At 37.2% G+C, this 16,367-nt stretch carries 10 protein-coding genes; 6 read left to right on the forward strand and 4 right to left on the reverse strand.

Going from position 1 to position 16,367, the window contains the following annotated elements; translation table 11 throughout:
• Positions 1 to 110 precede the first annotated feature (110 nt).
• Positions 111 to 1,286: a LacI family DNA-binding transcriptional regulator gene (locus EWM59_RS13605; protein WP_130021527.1), complete on the forward strand. Its 1,176-nt coding sequence runs from the start codon at positions 111 to 113 to the stop codon at positions 1,284 to 1,286.
• Positions 1,287 to 1,395: 109 nt separating this feature from the next.
• Here the strand turns inward: EWM59_RS13605 and EWM59_RS13610 are convergent, their stop codons facing one another.
• Both EWM59_RS13610 and EWM59_RS13615 read right to left on the reverse strand, forming a co-directional pair.
• Positions 1,396 to 2,217, reverse strand: coding sequence for an aldo/keto reductase (locus EWM59_RS13610; RefSeq protein WP_130021528.1), 822 nt, complete (start codon positions 2,215 to 2,217; stop codon positions 1,396 to 1,398).
• 2 nt (positions 2,218 to 2,219) lie between these two features.
• Positions 2,220 to 3,230: a phytanoyl-CoA dioxygenase family protein gene (locus tag EWM59_RS13615; RefSeq protein WP_130021529.1), complete on the reverse strand. Its 1,011-nt coding sequence runs from the start codon at positions 3,228 to 3,230 to the stop codon at positions 2,220 to 2,222.
• Between the two features lie 191 nt (positions 3,231 to 3,421).
• On the opposite strand from EWM59_RS13615, the gene EWM59_RS13620 reads away from it, so the two are divergent.
• The 4 genes from EWM59_RS13620 to EWM59_RS13635 all read left to right on the forward strand — a co-directional run bounded on the left by EWM59_RS13620 (position 3,422) and on the right by EWM59_RS13635 (position 12,471).
• On the forward strand, positions 3,422 to 4,273 hold the full coding sequence (locus EWM59_RS13620; RefSeq protein WP_130021530.1) for a helix-turn-helix domain-containing protein: 852 nt from the start codon (positions 3,422 to 3,424) through the stop codon (positions 4,271 to 4,273).
• A 66-nt stretch (positions 4,274 to 4,339) separates the two neighbouring features.
• A complete protein-coding gene (locus tag EWM59_RS13625) occupies positions 4,340 to 7,351 on the forward strand; it encodes a 3-coathanger stack domain-containing protein (RefSeq protein WP_130021531.1) in 3,012 nt (1,003 codons plus the stop codon).
• 40 nt (positions 7,352 to 7,391) lie between these two features.
• Positions 7,392 to 10,406, forward strand: coding sequence for an ELWxxDGT repeat protein (locus EWM59_RS13630; protein WP_130021532.1), 3,015 nt, complete (start codon positions 7,392 to 7,394; stop codon positions 10,404 to 10,406).
• 79 nt (positions 10,407 to 10,485) lie between these two features.
• Positions 10,486 to 12,471 (forward strand): S9 family peptidase, encoded by a 1,986-nt coding sequence (locus EWM59_RS13635; protein WP_130021533.1) that lies wholly within the window; start codon positions 10,486 to 10,488, stop codon positions 12,469 to 12,471.
• A 50-nt stretch (positions 12,472 to 12,521) separates the two neighbouring features.
• Here the strand turns inward: EWM59_RS13635 and EWM59_RS13640 are convergent, their stop codons facing one another.
• Both EWM59_RS13640 and EWM59_RS13645 read right to left on the reverse strand, forming a co-directional pair.
• The gene (locus tag EWM59_RS13640) at positions 12,522 to 13,004 is read right to left on the reverse strand and encodes an SRPBCC family protein (RefSeq protein WP_130021534.1); all 483 of its coding nucleotides are present in this window, start codon (positions 13,002 to 13,004) and stop codon (positions 12,522 to 12,524) included.
• 167 nt (positions 13,005 to 13,171) lie between these two features.
• A complete protein-coding gene (locus EWM59_RS13645; protein WP_130021535.1) occupies positions 13,172 to 14,185 on the reverse strand; it encodes a S1C family serine protease in 1,014 nt (337 codons plus the stop codon).
• Positions 14,186 to 15,148: 963 nt separating this feature from the next.
• Between EWM59_RS13645 and EWM59_RS13655 the strand changes: the two genes are divergently transcribed.
• The gene (locus tag EWM59_RS13655) at positions 15,149 to 16,324 is read left to right on the forward strand and encodes an AGE family epimerase/isomerase (RefSeq protein ID WP_130021536.1); all 1,176 of its coding nucleotides are present in this window, start codon (positions 15,149 to 15,151) and stop codon (positions 16,322 to 16,324) included.
• Positions 16,325 to 16,367: the final 43 nt, after the last annotated feature.

A 16,367-nucleotide genomic window follows, 5' to 3' on the forward strand; every position in this document is an offset into this window, starting at 1 on the left:
AGTTGTAATATTCATGAAATTTCACAAAATTGTCTCAGAATTGGTAACTGTTAGTAGCAGACAAAATCACCGAAAGCAAAACCCTATATATTAAAAAAACATAATTTCAGATGACAACATGTATAAAATGCGGCAATGTAGAAAATGTAGTCCGTTCGGGCTTTGTGAGAGGAAAACAACGAATGTTTTGCAAAGCCTGCAACCTATATTTTACCATTACGCCACATAATCATCTGACGACTAAAAAACCGCATCAGACAACCATTATCGACATTGCCAAAGTGCTGGGCATTTCTCCCTCTACTGTTTCAAGGGCATTGAATAACAGTACCGAAATCAATGAAAATACCCGCCAGGAAATTTTAAGAGTAGCCAACGAATTAGATTATCGCCCCAATTTTCTGGCACAAAGCCTGAACAGAGGCGAAACCCATACCATCGGCGTAATTATTCCTGATATTCAACGGCCTTTCTTTGCAGGTGTGGTGGCAGGCATTCAGAAAGTGGCTACGGAAGCAGGGTATCGGGTCATGATTTGTCAGTCTAACGAGTCGCATCATACCGAAACACTTAATGTACAGGCTTTGGTAACAAGCCGGGTAGATGGGCTTCTTATCAGCCATTCAAAAGAAACCAATTCGTTTGAACACGTAAAGCTACAACTGAAAAAAGGGTTGCCGATAGTCCACTTTGATAGAGTATGCAATGAAGTTGACACGGCTAAAGTAATTCAGGAAGATTTTTCAGGAGGCTTTGCTTTGATTGAACACCTGATTTCACAAGGGTATAAAAGAATAGCCATATTGGCAGGGCCTGCTGATTTGCTGATTAGCAAAACCCGTATTGATGGCTATAAAGCTGCGCTTGAAAAACATGGAATTGAGGTTGACGAAGACCTGATTTACCATAGCAATTTCAGTAAAGAGGAATCAGTAAAGGCATTAGACTACTGGCTGAGTTTACCACAAAAACCTGACAGTATTTTTACAATTCATTATGCCAACGGCATTGAAATGATAATGGCTTTGAAAGAACGGAATGTAAGAATACCAGAAGAAATAGGCATTGTTGCATTTGGTGACGAGTTGATAGCTTCGTTAATTGAGCCTTCATTAACTACTTTTCATCAGTTTCCTTTTAAAATAGGTGAAACCGCCGCAGGCATACTTATAGAAAATATCATCAATAAAGAGTCTTTTGTGCCTTATACAAAAGTCATTGAGGGTGAACTGATTATCAGAAAATCTTCCTTGAAAACAAACAGGAAATACAATCAGCAAGCCTAAACCTTAAACATACGTTTTGGTTCCGGCATAATTATCACTGAATTCTTTGGGTGTATAGCCGTGTTTTTTCTTAAAAATACGATAATCTTTGGAAAAACCCTATGAAATTCTAATACAATTCCATAGGGTCTTCTACTATCCTGAGGTTCTCATTAAAACTATTGATATAGGCCATATCCTGCTCACTGATTTCAAAATCAAACACATCGAAATTCTCTTTGAGGCGGTCCAAATTAGATGATTTAGGTATGGTAGAAACACCCAATTGTAAAGCCCAGCGTAAAATAATCTGTGCAGGAGTTTTCTTGTACTTCTCCGCCATACTTAATAATTTAGGGTCTGACATTCGCTGACCTCTTACCAAAGGAGAATACGCTTGTAGTTGAATTTTCCGTTCTTTACAATAGTTCAGTAAATCTTCCAGATACAGATACGGACTGAATTCTACCTGATTCACCATCGGAATTTCCGTAGCTTCAATTTGCAGTTCTTCCAGAAACGGAATCAGATAATTGGCTACCCCAATAGCTTTTATCCTACCCTCATGGTACAGCCTTTCCAATGCTTTCCATGTAAACTTTCTGGTAAATTTAATAGGCCAGTGTACCAGATAAAGGTCCACATAGTCCAGGTTCAGCTTCTGTAAACTCACATCAAATGCTTTAAGAGTTTTCTCATACCCCTGGTCAGTATTATTTACTTTTGTTGTAATAAAGAGGTCGTTTCTGTTTATCCCACTCTGTCGTACTGCATTACCAATTTCCGCTTCGTTTCTATACATACTGGCAGTATCAATCAGACGGTAACCTGTTTCCAACGCCCATAATACAGCCTGTTCGGCCTCTTGCTTATACATGTCATATACGCCAAGTCCCAGTAATGGCATCTGTACACCATTGCTGAGACTTGTCATTAACTGTTGATTTTGCATATTTACCAGTTTTTCAATCCTAAAAGTTTTTCGCCTAATTCGTTTAACTCTGCTGTCTCATATTTTGTTTGTTCCCATTTACGTGGGTCGCCCGGAAACGCATAACCCTCCGGCGCAATACGGTCTTTCCATGAGTTGATACGCCACTGACGCAACTCTTCGTTGTCTTCCTCGGCAGGCATCATAGAAATATACTGGGCAATCCGTACTTTATCTTCCGACCGATTGGGTCTGATACCATGCGGCTGACTGCTATTAAAAATCATTAAATCTCCTGCCTCTAATTTTACTTTTACAAATTTATCTTCAAATCCGGTTGTATCGGGTTTAAAGCGGTTTCTGTCTTCGGGCTGGGTCAACTTCCAGGTATCATAAGTACGGAATAACTCAGGGATACACTGAAACCCACCCATATTTTCGTCAGTCTGGTCGGCTAAGGCCAATACCCCTTGTACATTCTGTGGTTTGGTTTCAGGGTCATAATCCCAGTGAATGAAACCTTTAAACTGGTCTTGTGGCCGTAGCGGAAAATTGAGATTGGCTCTGTCAATGGTTACCCAGAGTTTTTCTGTACCCCATATATCCACAAAAGCATCATATACCCTTTGCATTTGTCGGTTATTCCATAAGTGCTGATTGTTATACACTTCTACCATACCACTTCCGGTCAGTTCTTTCATCTGCATTTCGGCACGTGGAGCGGTGTACCAGGTTTCCTTGTTTTCAGGGTCTTTTTCTTCAAATTCCCAGATAAATCTGGCGGTTTCTAAGGCTTGTTCTCTCGGTACTGCATTTTTAATAATAATATAGCCATTATGAATCCAGAAATTCCAGTCTTCTTCACTCAAAACCCTCAATGGCTTTCCGTTAGAACGGTCATTTAATTTGATTGAACTACTGGTGGCAGTAGAGGGATTACCCGGAATATCTTTATGTGCATCGTTTTGTTTCGGAGCAGTTACTGCCATTGTCGGAGCCATCGTAGGCATCATGGTCTGTTGTTTAAGTTCCATATTTTATTATATTTTGAATTAAAATAATGATACAAACTTACAGCGTTTTACCTGCGATTTTCTACTCCAATAATTACCATTTTTTGAACAATATTGACATTTAATTCATATATTTATCAGCGTATTGAAAATAACAGACAAAATTACATGCGAATGAGCACGATGCTGGTTAGAAGTCAGTTACGAAAAATATGAAATTGCATTTCGAAGAATTTACGCCTGACTCAGACAGTTCGTTCAGGCTAATTATCAACCCAAGGCTGAATGATGTTTTTTACTGGCATTTTCATCCTGAATTTGAATTGGTGTATATCGAGGGAGCTAATGGCACCCGTCATGTAGGCGAACATATTTCCAGATTTGAAGGAAGCGATTTAGTTTTTATCGGGTCTTATATCCCTCATCTTAATTTTGATTATGGTGTAAAAACCGAATGTGAAAAAGTAGTTGTACAAATCAGGCAAGACTTTTTAGGAAATGCTTTTGCTAACATTCCTGAATTATCTGCCGTTTATCAGCTTTTTGAACAAGCCAAACATGGCATTGCCTTTGGCAGTAACACCAAATTACTGCTCAAAAAAAGGCTCAAAAATCTAAAAAATCTGGGGCATTTCGAACAGTTTTTAGAAATCCTGAGCATTTTTCAGGTACTTGCCCAAAGTAATGAAATGATTTTACTCCATCCCAAACCTGTAGAAAACCAGCATAATAAAAAAGAGCAGGAACGTCTGAAACGCATCTACCATTTCATTGATTTGCGGTATAAGGAAAAGATTGAAATTGAGGAGGTAGCAGCCCTGACAAATCTAAATAAATCGGCCTTTTGTCGATATTTTAAAAAAATAACCAGACTCACCTTTGTTGAATTTCTCAACTATTACCGCATCAACCAGGCACAGAAACTTTTGCTTTTAGATAAGAACGTAACTGAAGCCTGTTTTGGGTGCGGTTTTGAAAGTCTCTCCTATTTTAACCGCACATTCAGGAAAGTAACAGGCGAAAATCCTTTGAGTTTTAAGAAGAAGTTTTTGAGCGAAAAATAATAGTTGGTCAAAACTTCACTCAATTAATACGTTTATATATTTTTGCATAATTGACTAAAAAACTAAATGAAAAAACCTATCCTATTAATTATTTTAATAATTGCTGTTGTTGTATATCCTGCCTTTTCTCAACGAATCTTTAAAGATGTTGCTCAGGGAACTGATAATGCAAGAGTTTTTAGTTCTGGCTCGTTTATATCTGGCGATACCCTATTTTTTGTTGCTTCAAACATCAATACATGGGGATATAATTTTAAATACTACCAAACGAACGGAACTCCTGCAGCTACCAAAAAATTACGCTATAAGCCGGAAATTGAACATCATAATTTTGGACAAGGTAGCCTTTTTTATAAATTTAATAACACAATTTATGGGCTTAATCATGGTATTCTCTTTAAGATAAAGGGTGATTCACTTCAGCACATTAAAGGTATAGGTACGAATTTTCTGATGAATTTCTTTGAACTGAATAATGAACTGCATTTTCTGATCTGTAATTGGTCAGAAAATAAATTTCAATTCTGGAAAATCAGTATTTTAAACGAAGAGCCGATATTATACCATTATATTGATGTGCCAGATTCTTTTTCAACCCAAGATGGATTTTATTTGAATAATAAATATTATCACGGCTTAGCGACACCTTCTGGAAATTATTTGATATCTACTGATGGAACAGCCAGCGGAACATATCTGATTCAAAATAAGAATTTTGGGTTATATAATTATCAGAAAATAGGCAATAAAATATACTATCCCCGTGAAAATACTGGTCCAAATTGGTATAGGCTTAAACTCTGGCGAACACAGGCAGATAGCGCCAGTACCATAAAAGTATTGAAAGCTATTGATGCTGACACAAACTATTCGGTATACAATTTATTTAAGTTTAATAATGACTTGTATTTCACATCAAGTTGTAATAATCAATATCGAATAAGTAAGTTGGATACAACTACTCTGGACGTTTCTCATATTTCAAACTCTCTTAATGGTGTAAACGAGACTATTGTAAAAAACAACAAAATACATTATTATACCTGGCAATATAATACATTGAACTTTTATGAAAACAGTGGAAGTATTGCATCTGAAAATCTTTTATTTACTATACCCGATCAGGGGTCTTCTCAAATAAAATTTTTTATCGGAAATACTAACTATTATGTAAGTCAACAGGTTCAATCTGCTAACGGTTTTGAAGATGAGGTTACTTATTGGGTATATGATGGTTTAATACTGAAAAAAATAAACGACTTGAAACCTGCTTTAGCTACAGGGCTCTTTATGAATGCTGTGGGAGTGGTTGGTAATATTTTTTATTTCAGTGCTTCTGATGGGCAGCATGGGTACGAGCTCTGGCGGACTGACGGAACTGCGGCAGGCACTCACATACTAAAAGATATCAATGAAAACCCGGCTTCATCTTTGGCCAAACCTTTGTTTAGTGTCGGGAATTATCTGTATTTTATGGCTGATGACATTTCTCATGGCAATGAACTATGGCGAACTGATGGCACAAATACAAGTCTTTATGCTGATTTGAATAGTTCAATTCAAAATAATTCACATGTAGCAAGCTCAGATTTTAGATGCAGTGTAATATATGGTAGTTCATATATTGCCGATCTTAATTTTAAATTCTATCAGTTTACACCAGACGGTAATATGAAAAGCCTTGATTTTCTACCCATTTATTATTTATCAATACCGCATGAATACAAGAATCTACTCTATTTTATGGGGAATGATGGGAATCTTTGGAGTACCGATTGTACCATTGCAGGCACAAAGAAAGCAGTTCATTTAGATTCAACCGGGTATGGAACAGGATTCTCAGGTATAAGTGATTTAATAAAAGTTGATAGCTTATTGTATTTCACTTCTAATAATGGATCAATACTCTGGCGAACAAACGGCAAAAAAAACGGCACAGTAAAACTGTTTAGTTTTGCCACAGGCCTTACGGGTAGTGTTTATCCGAATTATTTAATTCCTTACGCAAGTGATAGAATATTTTATTTCCAACGATTATCCGATTATAGTACTTCAAACTATGAACTTTGGGCGAGTGATGGTACAATAGCTGGAACACGTAAATTACCTGCTGACAACCTCTTTAGGGTAATGGGTACCCTTAATAATAGAATATATTTTATTGCTAACTCATCATTTGACCTTTGGCAAAGTGACGGAACATTAGCAGGGACACAGCAGTTTGACGAGCGTTTTTTTTCAGGTGCTATGCGATTAAGAGATAAACTCTATTTATTGAGACCAGAAGGCTATAATCTTGAATATTTCGAAATAGATAAAAATAATACCATTCAATATTTAAACATGGTAGAGGCACCAACAAATCTGCACAATACTTCTTTTTCAGATTTCTATAAATTAGATGAGCGATTTATACTAAATATCATAAAGGATACGGATACCAGAGAGGATCATTTTTATATAACAGATGGTAACAAAGAAAATATAAAGAAAGCCTTTGTTCTGAAAAAATCCAATCCGATTGTAGGTGATTATGAGTTTATTCTTCACAAAAATAAATTTTACTTTTCTGCCACAGACACCCTGAAAGGCCAGGAACTCTGGATATGGGATTTTGAATGCCCTGACGGTTATACCATCAGAGATGCCATTACAAAAGATTCCACCATTATTTATGGTAAAAATATCTGGGGGCAGAGTAGCATCAGTAACAATAAAACGGTTACCTACGATGCTAAAAATGGTATTACTCTCCAACCGGGTTTTGAGGCGCCCAAAGGTGCGGTGTTTAAAACAAAACTCGTTGGTTGTGCTAATAATACATCTAATACTATTGAAGACAATAACCTAAATACAAACGAGCCTTTAGTAAAAATCAATACTGCTACCACTTATCCTCAATTAATGGATTTCCTTTATTATTTCCCGAATAAAGCATTGAAAGAGATTTATGAAAGAGCCCAGCAAAACAAATCATTGCCCATAAGTTGGGAGATTGTAACCGAAAAAGATATTTATCGATTGGATTTAAAAATCGGCTTTAATACCATTAAAGGATTTTTACCTAAAATGAAATAAACCTGATCAAACAACCTGATTTAACTGACTAAAAACCTGAATGAAAAAAACTATCCTATTATTTGCTCTCATAATTGGCAGCTTATATCCTGCCTTTTCTCAACGGGTTCTTAAAGACATAGCACAAGGAACTGATAATGCTTATGTTTTTCAAGGAGGTTCGTTTTCCTCGGGAGATACACTTTTTTTCAGAGCCAACGATACTAAAGATGGTAATTATGCATATTACATTACTAATGGGCAATCTGGCTCTATAAAAAAAATATCTACCAACGAATTTAACCACAGAAATTTTTCAAATCCACCTACATCTTACAAGTTCAAAAACTCCAATTATCTATATCTTCAAGGTAATTTATACCAGATTAAAAATGACTCGACCTATTTGGTAAAATACGTTTATTATGGTTACGAGTTTAATTTTTTAGGTTTTTTTCAACTAAATAACCAGCTATACTTTTTAATTCATGATAGAAACGGTAATGCCCTTGACTACTGGAAAACTGATGGCACAGAAGCAGGTACCAGTTTGCAGAAGAAGATAATTATGCCTGACAGAATTCAATATCCCGGGCAAGGATTTTATCTAAATAATAAATATTATCATTCATTCTACGATGGGTCTATAAACTTTTTTGTTACTGATGGTACTATAAGCGGCACCACCACATTCAAAAATAATAGAGTTAGCATGTATGGATACGAAGTAGTCAATAATGATATGTATTTTCAACGTTCTGATGCAGGAGATTACAGAATTAAGCTCTGGAAATCTAAAGGTGACAGTCTAAGTACACAAAAAGTCGTTTCTGAAATTGATGGCGACACAAATTATTCTGTGCATATTCCGTTTAAATTTGCTAATGAACTGTATTTTATTTCCTTTAGTAATGGGCAAATAAGAATCAGTAAATTTAATTCCACTACCTCTGAAGTTAATCATGTTACGAACACTTTAATTAATTTACAGAATTATATCTTAATCAATGCTCAGAAATTTTATTACGCTGATATAAGCCCGGATTATAATTCTATTAATTTTTATGAAAATAATGGAAGTCTTGAATCAAACACTTTTCGCTTTTCTATTCCTCAGAATTATAATGATTTGTTTAATTATTACAGTAGTGGCAATAAGCTTTATATCTGTCAGCAAAAAAGAATTGCAGTTAACAATGTGAATGAATTTGCAGGAGATGCTATTTATTGGGTATTTGACGGAAACACTGTAAAGAAAATTTCTGATTTAGCACCAGGCCTTGCATTTGGAAGTTACAATAATGCTGTAGGGGTAGTAAATGATATTTTTTACTTTAGTGCATCTGACGGGCAACATGGCTATGAATTATGGCGTACTGATGGAACTGCTGCCGGTACTTTTATGGTGAAAGATATAAATACACAAATAGCCTCATCTAATCCGAGATTGATGTTTGGCCTTGGAGATTATGTGTATTTCACGGCAGACGATATCTCACATGGAAACGAAGTATGGAGAACCAATGGCTCTACTACTTCATTGTATGCAGAGTTTGATGGAAGTAATACTAATAGCCACGTTTTAGATACCGAATTTCATAACAAAGCAAAATTTAAAAACAATTATATCGCTAACCTGAGTAATAAATTCGTTGAATTTACTCCTACTGGAACACTTAAATTATTAAGTGCATTACCTATCCGTTCCTCCTCGACACAGGTGGAGTTCAACGACTCTTTGTATTTCTGCGGTTCTGACGGAAATCTCTGGAAATCTGATGCCACATTTTTAAATCCTAAATTAGCCGTTTATTTAGATTCATTGAATAACGGGACAGGTAATTATGGTGTTTTTGGGATAACAAAGGTAGATACCATGTTATTCTTTATCTCCAATGACTTTTCAACCTTATGGAAAACAAATGGCAAAAAATCAGGAACAGTAAAACTATTCCAAGCACAACCTGACCAATTACCCGGTACAAGTCTTAACAGTGGAATTAAGATATGGCCCATGCAGAAAAAAATACTTTTTGAAAAGTATAATTATGGCGAACCAGGTAACGCATATGAACTATGGGTAAGCGATGGAACCACAAATGGTACAAAAAAATTATTAACTCCACTCGGGTATAATTCATTGGGCGTTTATAATGATAAATTATACTTTATAAATAATGGAACTTTGTGGTGTAGTAATGGAACCAGCGCCGGTACACAACACATTGACAACCGTAATTTTGCCGCCGGAAAACAATTGAAAGACAAGTTTTATCTGACCATAAATACTGGGAGCGGAATTGACTATTATGAGCTTGATAAAAATAATCAGATAAAACATTTAATTACTATTGATAATGTGGTGAATGATTTCCCCTATGGTACGGGTAAATTCTTTAATATTGACGACAGGTATTTATTAACTCATGTTTCAACCCCCACTCACCTGCATTTTTATATTACGGACGGTAACAAAGAAAACTTTAAGAAAGTATTAGTTCTTAAAAGTACCACTGTAAGTGAAGATGAAGACAAATTTTTATATCACAATAAGAAAATATACTTTTCTGCCACAGACACCCTGAAAGGCCAGGAACTCTGGATATGGGATTTTGAATGCCCTGACGGTTATACCATCAGAGATGCCATTACAAAAGATTCCACCATTATTTATGGTAAAAATATCTGGGGGCAGAGTAGCATCAGTAACAATAAAACGGTTACCTACGATGCTAAAAATGGTATTACTCTCCAACCGGGTTTTGAGGCGCCCAAAGGTGCGGTGTTTAAAACAAAACTCGTTGGTTGTGCTAATAATACATCTAATACTATTGAAGACAATAACCTAAATACAAACGAGCCTTTAGTAAAAATCAATACTGCTACCACTTATCCTCAATTAATGGATTTCCTTTATTATTTCCCGAATAAAGCATTGAAAGAGATTTATGAAAGAGCCCAGCAAAACAAATCATTGCCCATAAGTTGGGAGATTGTAACCGAAAAAGATATTTATCGATTGGATTTAAAAATCGGAACAAGTGTTTTGAAGGGCTGGCTACCTAAAAAAAATTAGCACTATCGATGTTTAGTGAGTTTAAAAGATTGTATTTTTATTGCTTTACTTGACAACTCACTAAACATCACCTTATTTCATGAAAAAACTCGTGCCTGTGCTGGCCGTCTTTATGTTTTCTTTCACGCTTGGTTATGCGCAATCAACATCTACTAAAAGAAATTTAAAGCCCTCTGACGTTTACCGCTTACAGAATATAAGCGACCCACAGATTTCGCCTGATGGCAATTGGGTGTCTTATACACTTTCTTCTGTTGACTCTATAAAAAATAAGCGGAATGCCGATATCTGGATGGTATCGTGGGATGGGAAAGAATCTATCCAGTTAACCTATAGCCCCGATGGTGAATCTCAGGGACGATGGAGTCCTGATGGAAAATATTTTTCGTTTGTATCGGCAAGAAACGGACTAACAAGCAGCCAGATATGGCTGATGGACAGAAGAGGCGGAGAAGCTAAACAATTAACAGACTTGAAAAAAGGCGATCTAACAGACTATGCCTGGTCGCCGGACGGCAAAAAGATTGCGCTGGTTATCAAAAGTCCTGCCGATACCTCTAAAAACAAAACACCTAAACCGATTGTATTGGATAGATTTCAGTTTAAACAGGATGTGGAGGGATATCTGACTAAGAAACCTGTGCATTTATATCTGTATGACATTGCTACCAAAAAAATTGATACACTAACCAAAGGTAATTTTGATGAGACGAATCCGAAATGGTCGCCGGATGGTGGTCAGATTGCCTTCATCAGTAACCGTACTGAAGACCCTGATAGAAATGAAAACTCGGATATATGGGTAATTGATGCCAAACCGAATGCCAAAATGAAACAACTCACCACCTGGACAGGTAGAGATGGTTCTATGGAATGGAGCCCTGACGGGAAGCGAATTACGTACTTAAGAAGTACCTCTTCTGAAAACTATATCATGTACGACCAGTCTATTCTATGTACTATTTCAAAAGATGGTGGTGAACCTACCTTATTGAGTAAAGCATTGGACAGACCAGTAACAGCCCCCAGATGGTCGAAAGACGGAAACAGTATTTACGCACTTGTAGCCGATGACCGGATAAGATACATTGCCCAGTTTACTATTGCTGATGGTAAAATGAACAAAATTCTGAGTGGAAATAAATCATTTAATACGTTAGAAAGGCATCCATCAGGTAATTTTCTGACTACCATGAGTGACCCACAGACACCCTTGGAGATTTATGCCTTAGAGAACAATGTACCCCGAAGATTAACGAAGCACCACGAAGATTTTGTTTCAAAATTATCGTTGGCTACCGTAGAGGGGTTTACCTCTAAAAGCAAAGACGGCACCAGTGTTTCAAACATACTCTACCGACCTGCCAATGCCAGCAAAACAGAGAAATTGCCTACTATTTTTATGATACATGGAGGTCCGGTAGCTCAGGATGAATTTAGTTTCGACCTTACCCGTCAGATGTTGTCAGGTGCAGGATATAATGTAGTAGCTGTCAACTACAGAGGTTCAACCGGACGTGGATTGGATTTCTGCAAAGCTATATGGGCTGACTGGGGAAATAAAGAGGTGATTGACATTTTAGGTGCAGCAGATTATGTGGTACAGAATGGCATAGCCGATGCCGATAAACTTGGCATTGGTGGTTGGAGTTATGGCGGTATCCTGACAGACTATACCATTGCAACTGATACCCGCTTTAAAGCGGCTTCAAGTGGTGCAGGTGTAGCCATGATTTCTTCACTCTATGGTGTTGACCAGTATATTCTGCAATATGAAAACGAATTAGGCTCACCCTGGAAAAATTTTGATAAATATGTGTCGCTCTCCTATCCATTCTTAAAGGCAGACCGCATTAAAACGCCGACCCAGTTTATGGTAGGCGAAAGTGATTTTAATGTACCGTCAGTTGGGAGCGAACAGATGTATCAGGCTTTCAGGTCTTTGGGTATTCCAACTGAACTGATTATCTATCCCGGACAGTTTCATGGAATTACAAATCCGAGTTTCCAGAAAGACCGTTTCGAGCGATATATAAGTTGGTTTAATAAGTATCTGAAAAAATAGGTTTTACCAATCAGTATAAACTAAAGGATTTGGGTTGAATCTCGAAGCCTTTAGTTTTTAATAGAGATGTCTTCATTATATTCACCAAAAAGTTCGATAAGTTTCTTTTGCCTGAACTCAAAAATATCAGCCAACTGACGTTCGACAAACAAACTATTAGCGATATTACCCAGAAACCAGAGAGGAAGTTTATAATGCACAATATCTTCCATCAATACGCCATTCTGAATTTCTTTTAGTTTATGCTGGTGATGCCAGAATGTATAAGGGCCAAAGCGTTGTTCGTCTACAAAATAATCGGGTTCTTGTACATGGGTTATCTCAGTACACCATTTTAACGGAATACCTAAGACGGGTTTTACAATATAGGTAATAATTTGTCCCGCATACATTTCTGAACCGTGGTGTAGTGAGGTCATTTCAAAACCCATATAAGCGGGCGTTATAACTTTAAGATTAGCTGGTGCCGAAAGAAATTTCCAGGCTTGTGATACAGTTAAGGGCAGTTTTTGAGTACGATGCAAGGTGTGCATTGATGCGTATAATGGTTTTATAACATTAACATCTGAAGGTACAGGATTGTTTCAGGTAAAGAACCTGCTGACGTTTTAAATAGCACCTATACTCTATAAGCGCACAATTCTACGCCAACTAAGATGTACTATTTTAGCAGGTCAGGCTCTTTACCGATAACATTCCATTATCTCAACTCTCCAGTCAGTACTTTTACATTTTTCCTGGTACCTCCACGCAAAAGATTCACCGTAACATATTGATTAATCAATTCATCGTTCAGTATCTTATGCAAATCATCTACCGAAGAAATGGGCTTTTCATTCAAACCTACAATAATATCACCCCGGTGAAGCTCACTATTATGGGCGTTGGCATCAGCAATTACCTCGCTGATATATACACCCGTGCGAGTAGTTAATTTATTATAACCAATCATTCTTTCGCTCAGGTTTACTACTTGCCCTGCAATACCTAATTGTGCTCTTTTTACTTTACCCTCTAAAATCAGTTTTCCAGCCACATATTTGGTCAGATTTGCTGAAACTGCAAAACAGATACCTTGTGCGGCAGCAATCACGGCTGTATTTACCCCGATAATTTCACCAAAAGAATTAACTAAAGGCCCGCCCGAATTACCCGGATTCAAAGAAGCATCGGTCTGAATTACATCATCAATCATTCTTCCGGTTTCGCTTCTTAATGTTCTACCCAAAGCACTTACCACACCTGCCGTTACGGTATATTGAAAACCCAAAGGATTACCAATAGCGATAGCTATCTGTCCGACTTTCAGTTTATCCGAATCGCTGAACCGTAAAGGCTTCAATGAATCGGCATAGATTTTTAATACCGCAATATCGGTATAAGGGTCAGTCCCTATAATGGTTGCTTCAAAGACTCTCCCATCCATCAATCCTACTTCTACTCTTTCGGCATTGCTCACCACATGATTATTGGTAATAACAAATCCATCGCTCGAAATAATAAAACCTGAACCACCCGCTTCCTGCGGTTGTCTCAATCGCTGATTCTGGTTTTGAATAGTTTTTTTCAAAACTTTAATCTGCACTACCGAATTACTGGCTTTTTCTACTACTTGCGTAATGGTGTGGGAATAAGCGTCTAAAATCTGCTCATCATTCGATGACTGTTGTATAGAATTGTCTTCAGTAGCTGAAGACGACAAAAAAGATAACATTTTTTCTCCTTTTTTAATAGTTATAAGCAAATTGTCAAGAAGTTTGCCAATACATTTTTACTGACAAAATGGCTGAAACATTCAAGACAGGAATCATTACCTGCATACTAATCTCATAAAGCTAAAAAGCTCCTGACATTTTTTCAATAGGTGAACATCTTTTTTCAGAAAAACTCTAATCAAGCATTTTTGCACTCCTTTCAATGTATCGACAAAAGCCAAATTCACAGCTATTCAGCTGCGATAGCACAGTGTGGCATACTACGCACCAAAGACCTGGTTGATTGGGAACGTTTGCCTGATTTAAAACCCCCTCTCCGCAACACAGAAATGTGGTACTGCACCCTGAATTTGTGAATGGGAAATATACACTTTATACACGTTCTCAAGATGTTTTATTGAAGCAGGAACCGGAGGGAGCATTGGCTTAGGCTTTACCGATTCGATGGAAAATGCAGTGGCTGAAAAAGAATATATCATTGACGAAAAACGCTATCATACCGTTTATGAAGTAAAAAACGGACAAGGCCCGGCTCCTTTGAAAACGCCATAAGGCTGGTTACATCTGTTACATGGCGTAAGAAATACAGCCGACGGATTACGTTATGTATTATATATGTTTATGACCAACCTTTATGACTTAACAAAGGTGATTCATAAATTTGCAGGATATTTCAAAGCCCCCGCACCGAACGTGTGGGAGACGTGTCTCATGTAGCGTTCTCTAATGGCTATATTTTAGATGAAGACGGCACAGTTTTTATCTAATAAGCCTCGTCGGATACACGTATGCACGTAGCCACCGGAGCATAAAAAAATTAATAGACTACTGTAGAAACCTGAATAGGATTATTGAAAAAAAATTAGTTTATTCGAAGACATCAAAGCTGATTAATGCCTGATTATCAAGAGTATATACATTATCTTTTATAATACCCTAATCAACCCAATCATCTTTTACCAATGGATTTGAAAACATTTCGCAGCGAAGTAGAGAAAGAATTAGACAACATTCTGAATTATTGGCTTAATCATAGTATCGACCAGGAAAATGGTGGTTTTTATGGAAAAATCACAGCCGACGATAAGATTATTACCGATGCCGAAAAAGGGTTGGTTCTAAACAGTCGGATTCTCTGGACATTCTCTTCGGCTTATATTCATCAGCCTAAAACTATTTATAAAGAAACAGCCAAGCGAGCCTATGAATATCTGCTGGCGCATTTCTGGGACTCAAAAAACAGTGGAGGTTACTGGTCGGTTGACTATCAAGGGAATCCTAAAGAAACCCATAAGCAAATCTATGGACAAGGCTTTATGTTATATGGTTTTTCTGAATACTATCGGGCATTTCATGACAAACACGCATTAGACAAAGCCATTGAATTGTTTCAGATTCTTGAACATGTGGCTTTTGATAAGAAACATGGAGGGTATTATGAGGTAACTACTGCCGACTGGAAAATTATGCAAGATAAGGTGATTACGCAAGGCAAAGAAGACCAGAAAAAATCAATGAATACGCATCTGCATATCATTGAGCCTTATACCAATCTATACAGAGTCTGGAAAAATGAACATCTTGCTAAACAAATCAAAGGACTGTTAAAAGATTTTACCGAACATATTGTAGATAAACAAACCCATACCCAACACCTGTTCTTTGCCGACGACTGGACAGTAAAATCGGATATTGTCTCCTTTGGGCATGATATTGAATCATCGTGGTTATTGGTTGAAGCCGCAGAGGTTTTAGGTGATAAAAAGCGGCTGGAAGAAATAAAAAAAATAGCTGTGCAGATTGCCAAAGCCTCAGAAAAAGGGCTGGATACCGATGGCGGCATGTTCAACGAGCAGGATGCCCATCATCTGAACAAAGAAAAACACTGGTGGGTACAGGCAGAAGCGATGGTTGGTTTTCTGAATGCTTATGAAATATCAAAACAAAAATCGTTTTTAGACCATGCGCTGGCAAGTTGGGAATTCATCAAAAAATCTCTGGTAACGCCAAGTGGCGAATGGTACTGGGGTTTAGATGGCAATAACCAACCCATGAAACGGCATGACAAAGCCGGATTCTGGAAATGCCCCTATCACAACGCCCGTGCCTGTATGGAAGTTATCAGAAGATTGTCGTAAGAGATTGTATAAAAAGTAATAACTTTAAGGCATAAAACTTATT

Source organism: Emticicia agri (genome assembly GCF_004168285.1).
GTDB lineage: Bacteria > Bacteroidota > Bacteroidia > Cytophagales > Spirosomataceae > Emticicia > Emticicia agri.

What these genes read in the sequence shown, in the direction of transcription:
- EWM59_RS13620 (WP_130021530.1), top strand. Translation starts at nt 3,422, where the DNA reads ATGAAATTGCATTTCGAAGAATTTACGCCTGACTCAGACAGTTCGTTC.
- EWM59_RS13635 (WP_130021533.1), top strand. Translation starts at nt 10,486, where the DNA reads ATGAAAAAACTCGTGCCTGTGCTGGCCGTCTTTATGTTTTCTTTCACG.
- EWM59_RS13655 (WP_130021536.1), top strand. Translation starts at nt 15,149, where the DNA reads ATGGATTTGAAAACATTTCGCAGCGAAGTAGAGAAAGAATTAGACAAC.
- EWM59_RS13605 (WP_130021527.1), top strand. Translation starts at nt 111, where the DNA reads ATGACAACATGTATAAAATGCGGCAATGTAGAAAATGTAGTCCGTTCG.
- EWM59_RS13625 (WP_130021531.1), top strand. Translation starts at nt 4,340, where the DNA reads ATGAAAAAACCTATCCTATTAATTATTTTAATAATTGCTGTTGTTGTA.
- EWM59_RS13615 (WP_130021529.1), bottom strand. Translation starts at nt 3,230, where the DNA reads ATGGAACTTAAACAACAGACCATGATGCCTACGATGGCTCCGACAATG.
- EWM59_RS13645 (WP_130021535.1), bottom strand. Translation starts at nt 14,185, where the DNA reads ATGTTATCTTTTTTGTCGTCTTCAGCTACTGAAGACAATTCTATACAA.
- EWM59_RS13640 (WP_130021534.1), bottom strand. Translation starts at nt 13,004, where the DNA reads ATGCACACCTTGCATCGTACTCAAAAACTGCCCTTAACTGTATCACAA.
- EWM59_RS13630 (WP_130021532.1), top strand. Translation starts at nt 7,392, where the DNA reads ATGAAAAAAACTATCCTATTATTTGCTCTCATAATTGGCAGCTTATAT.
- EWM59_RS13610 (WP_130021528.1), bottom strand. Translation starts at nt 2,217, where the DNA reads ATGCAAAATCAACAGTTAATGACAAGTCTCAGCAATGGTGTACAGATG.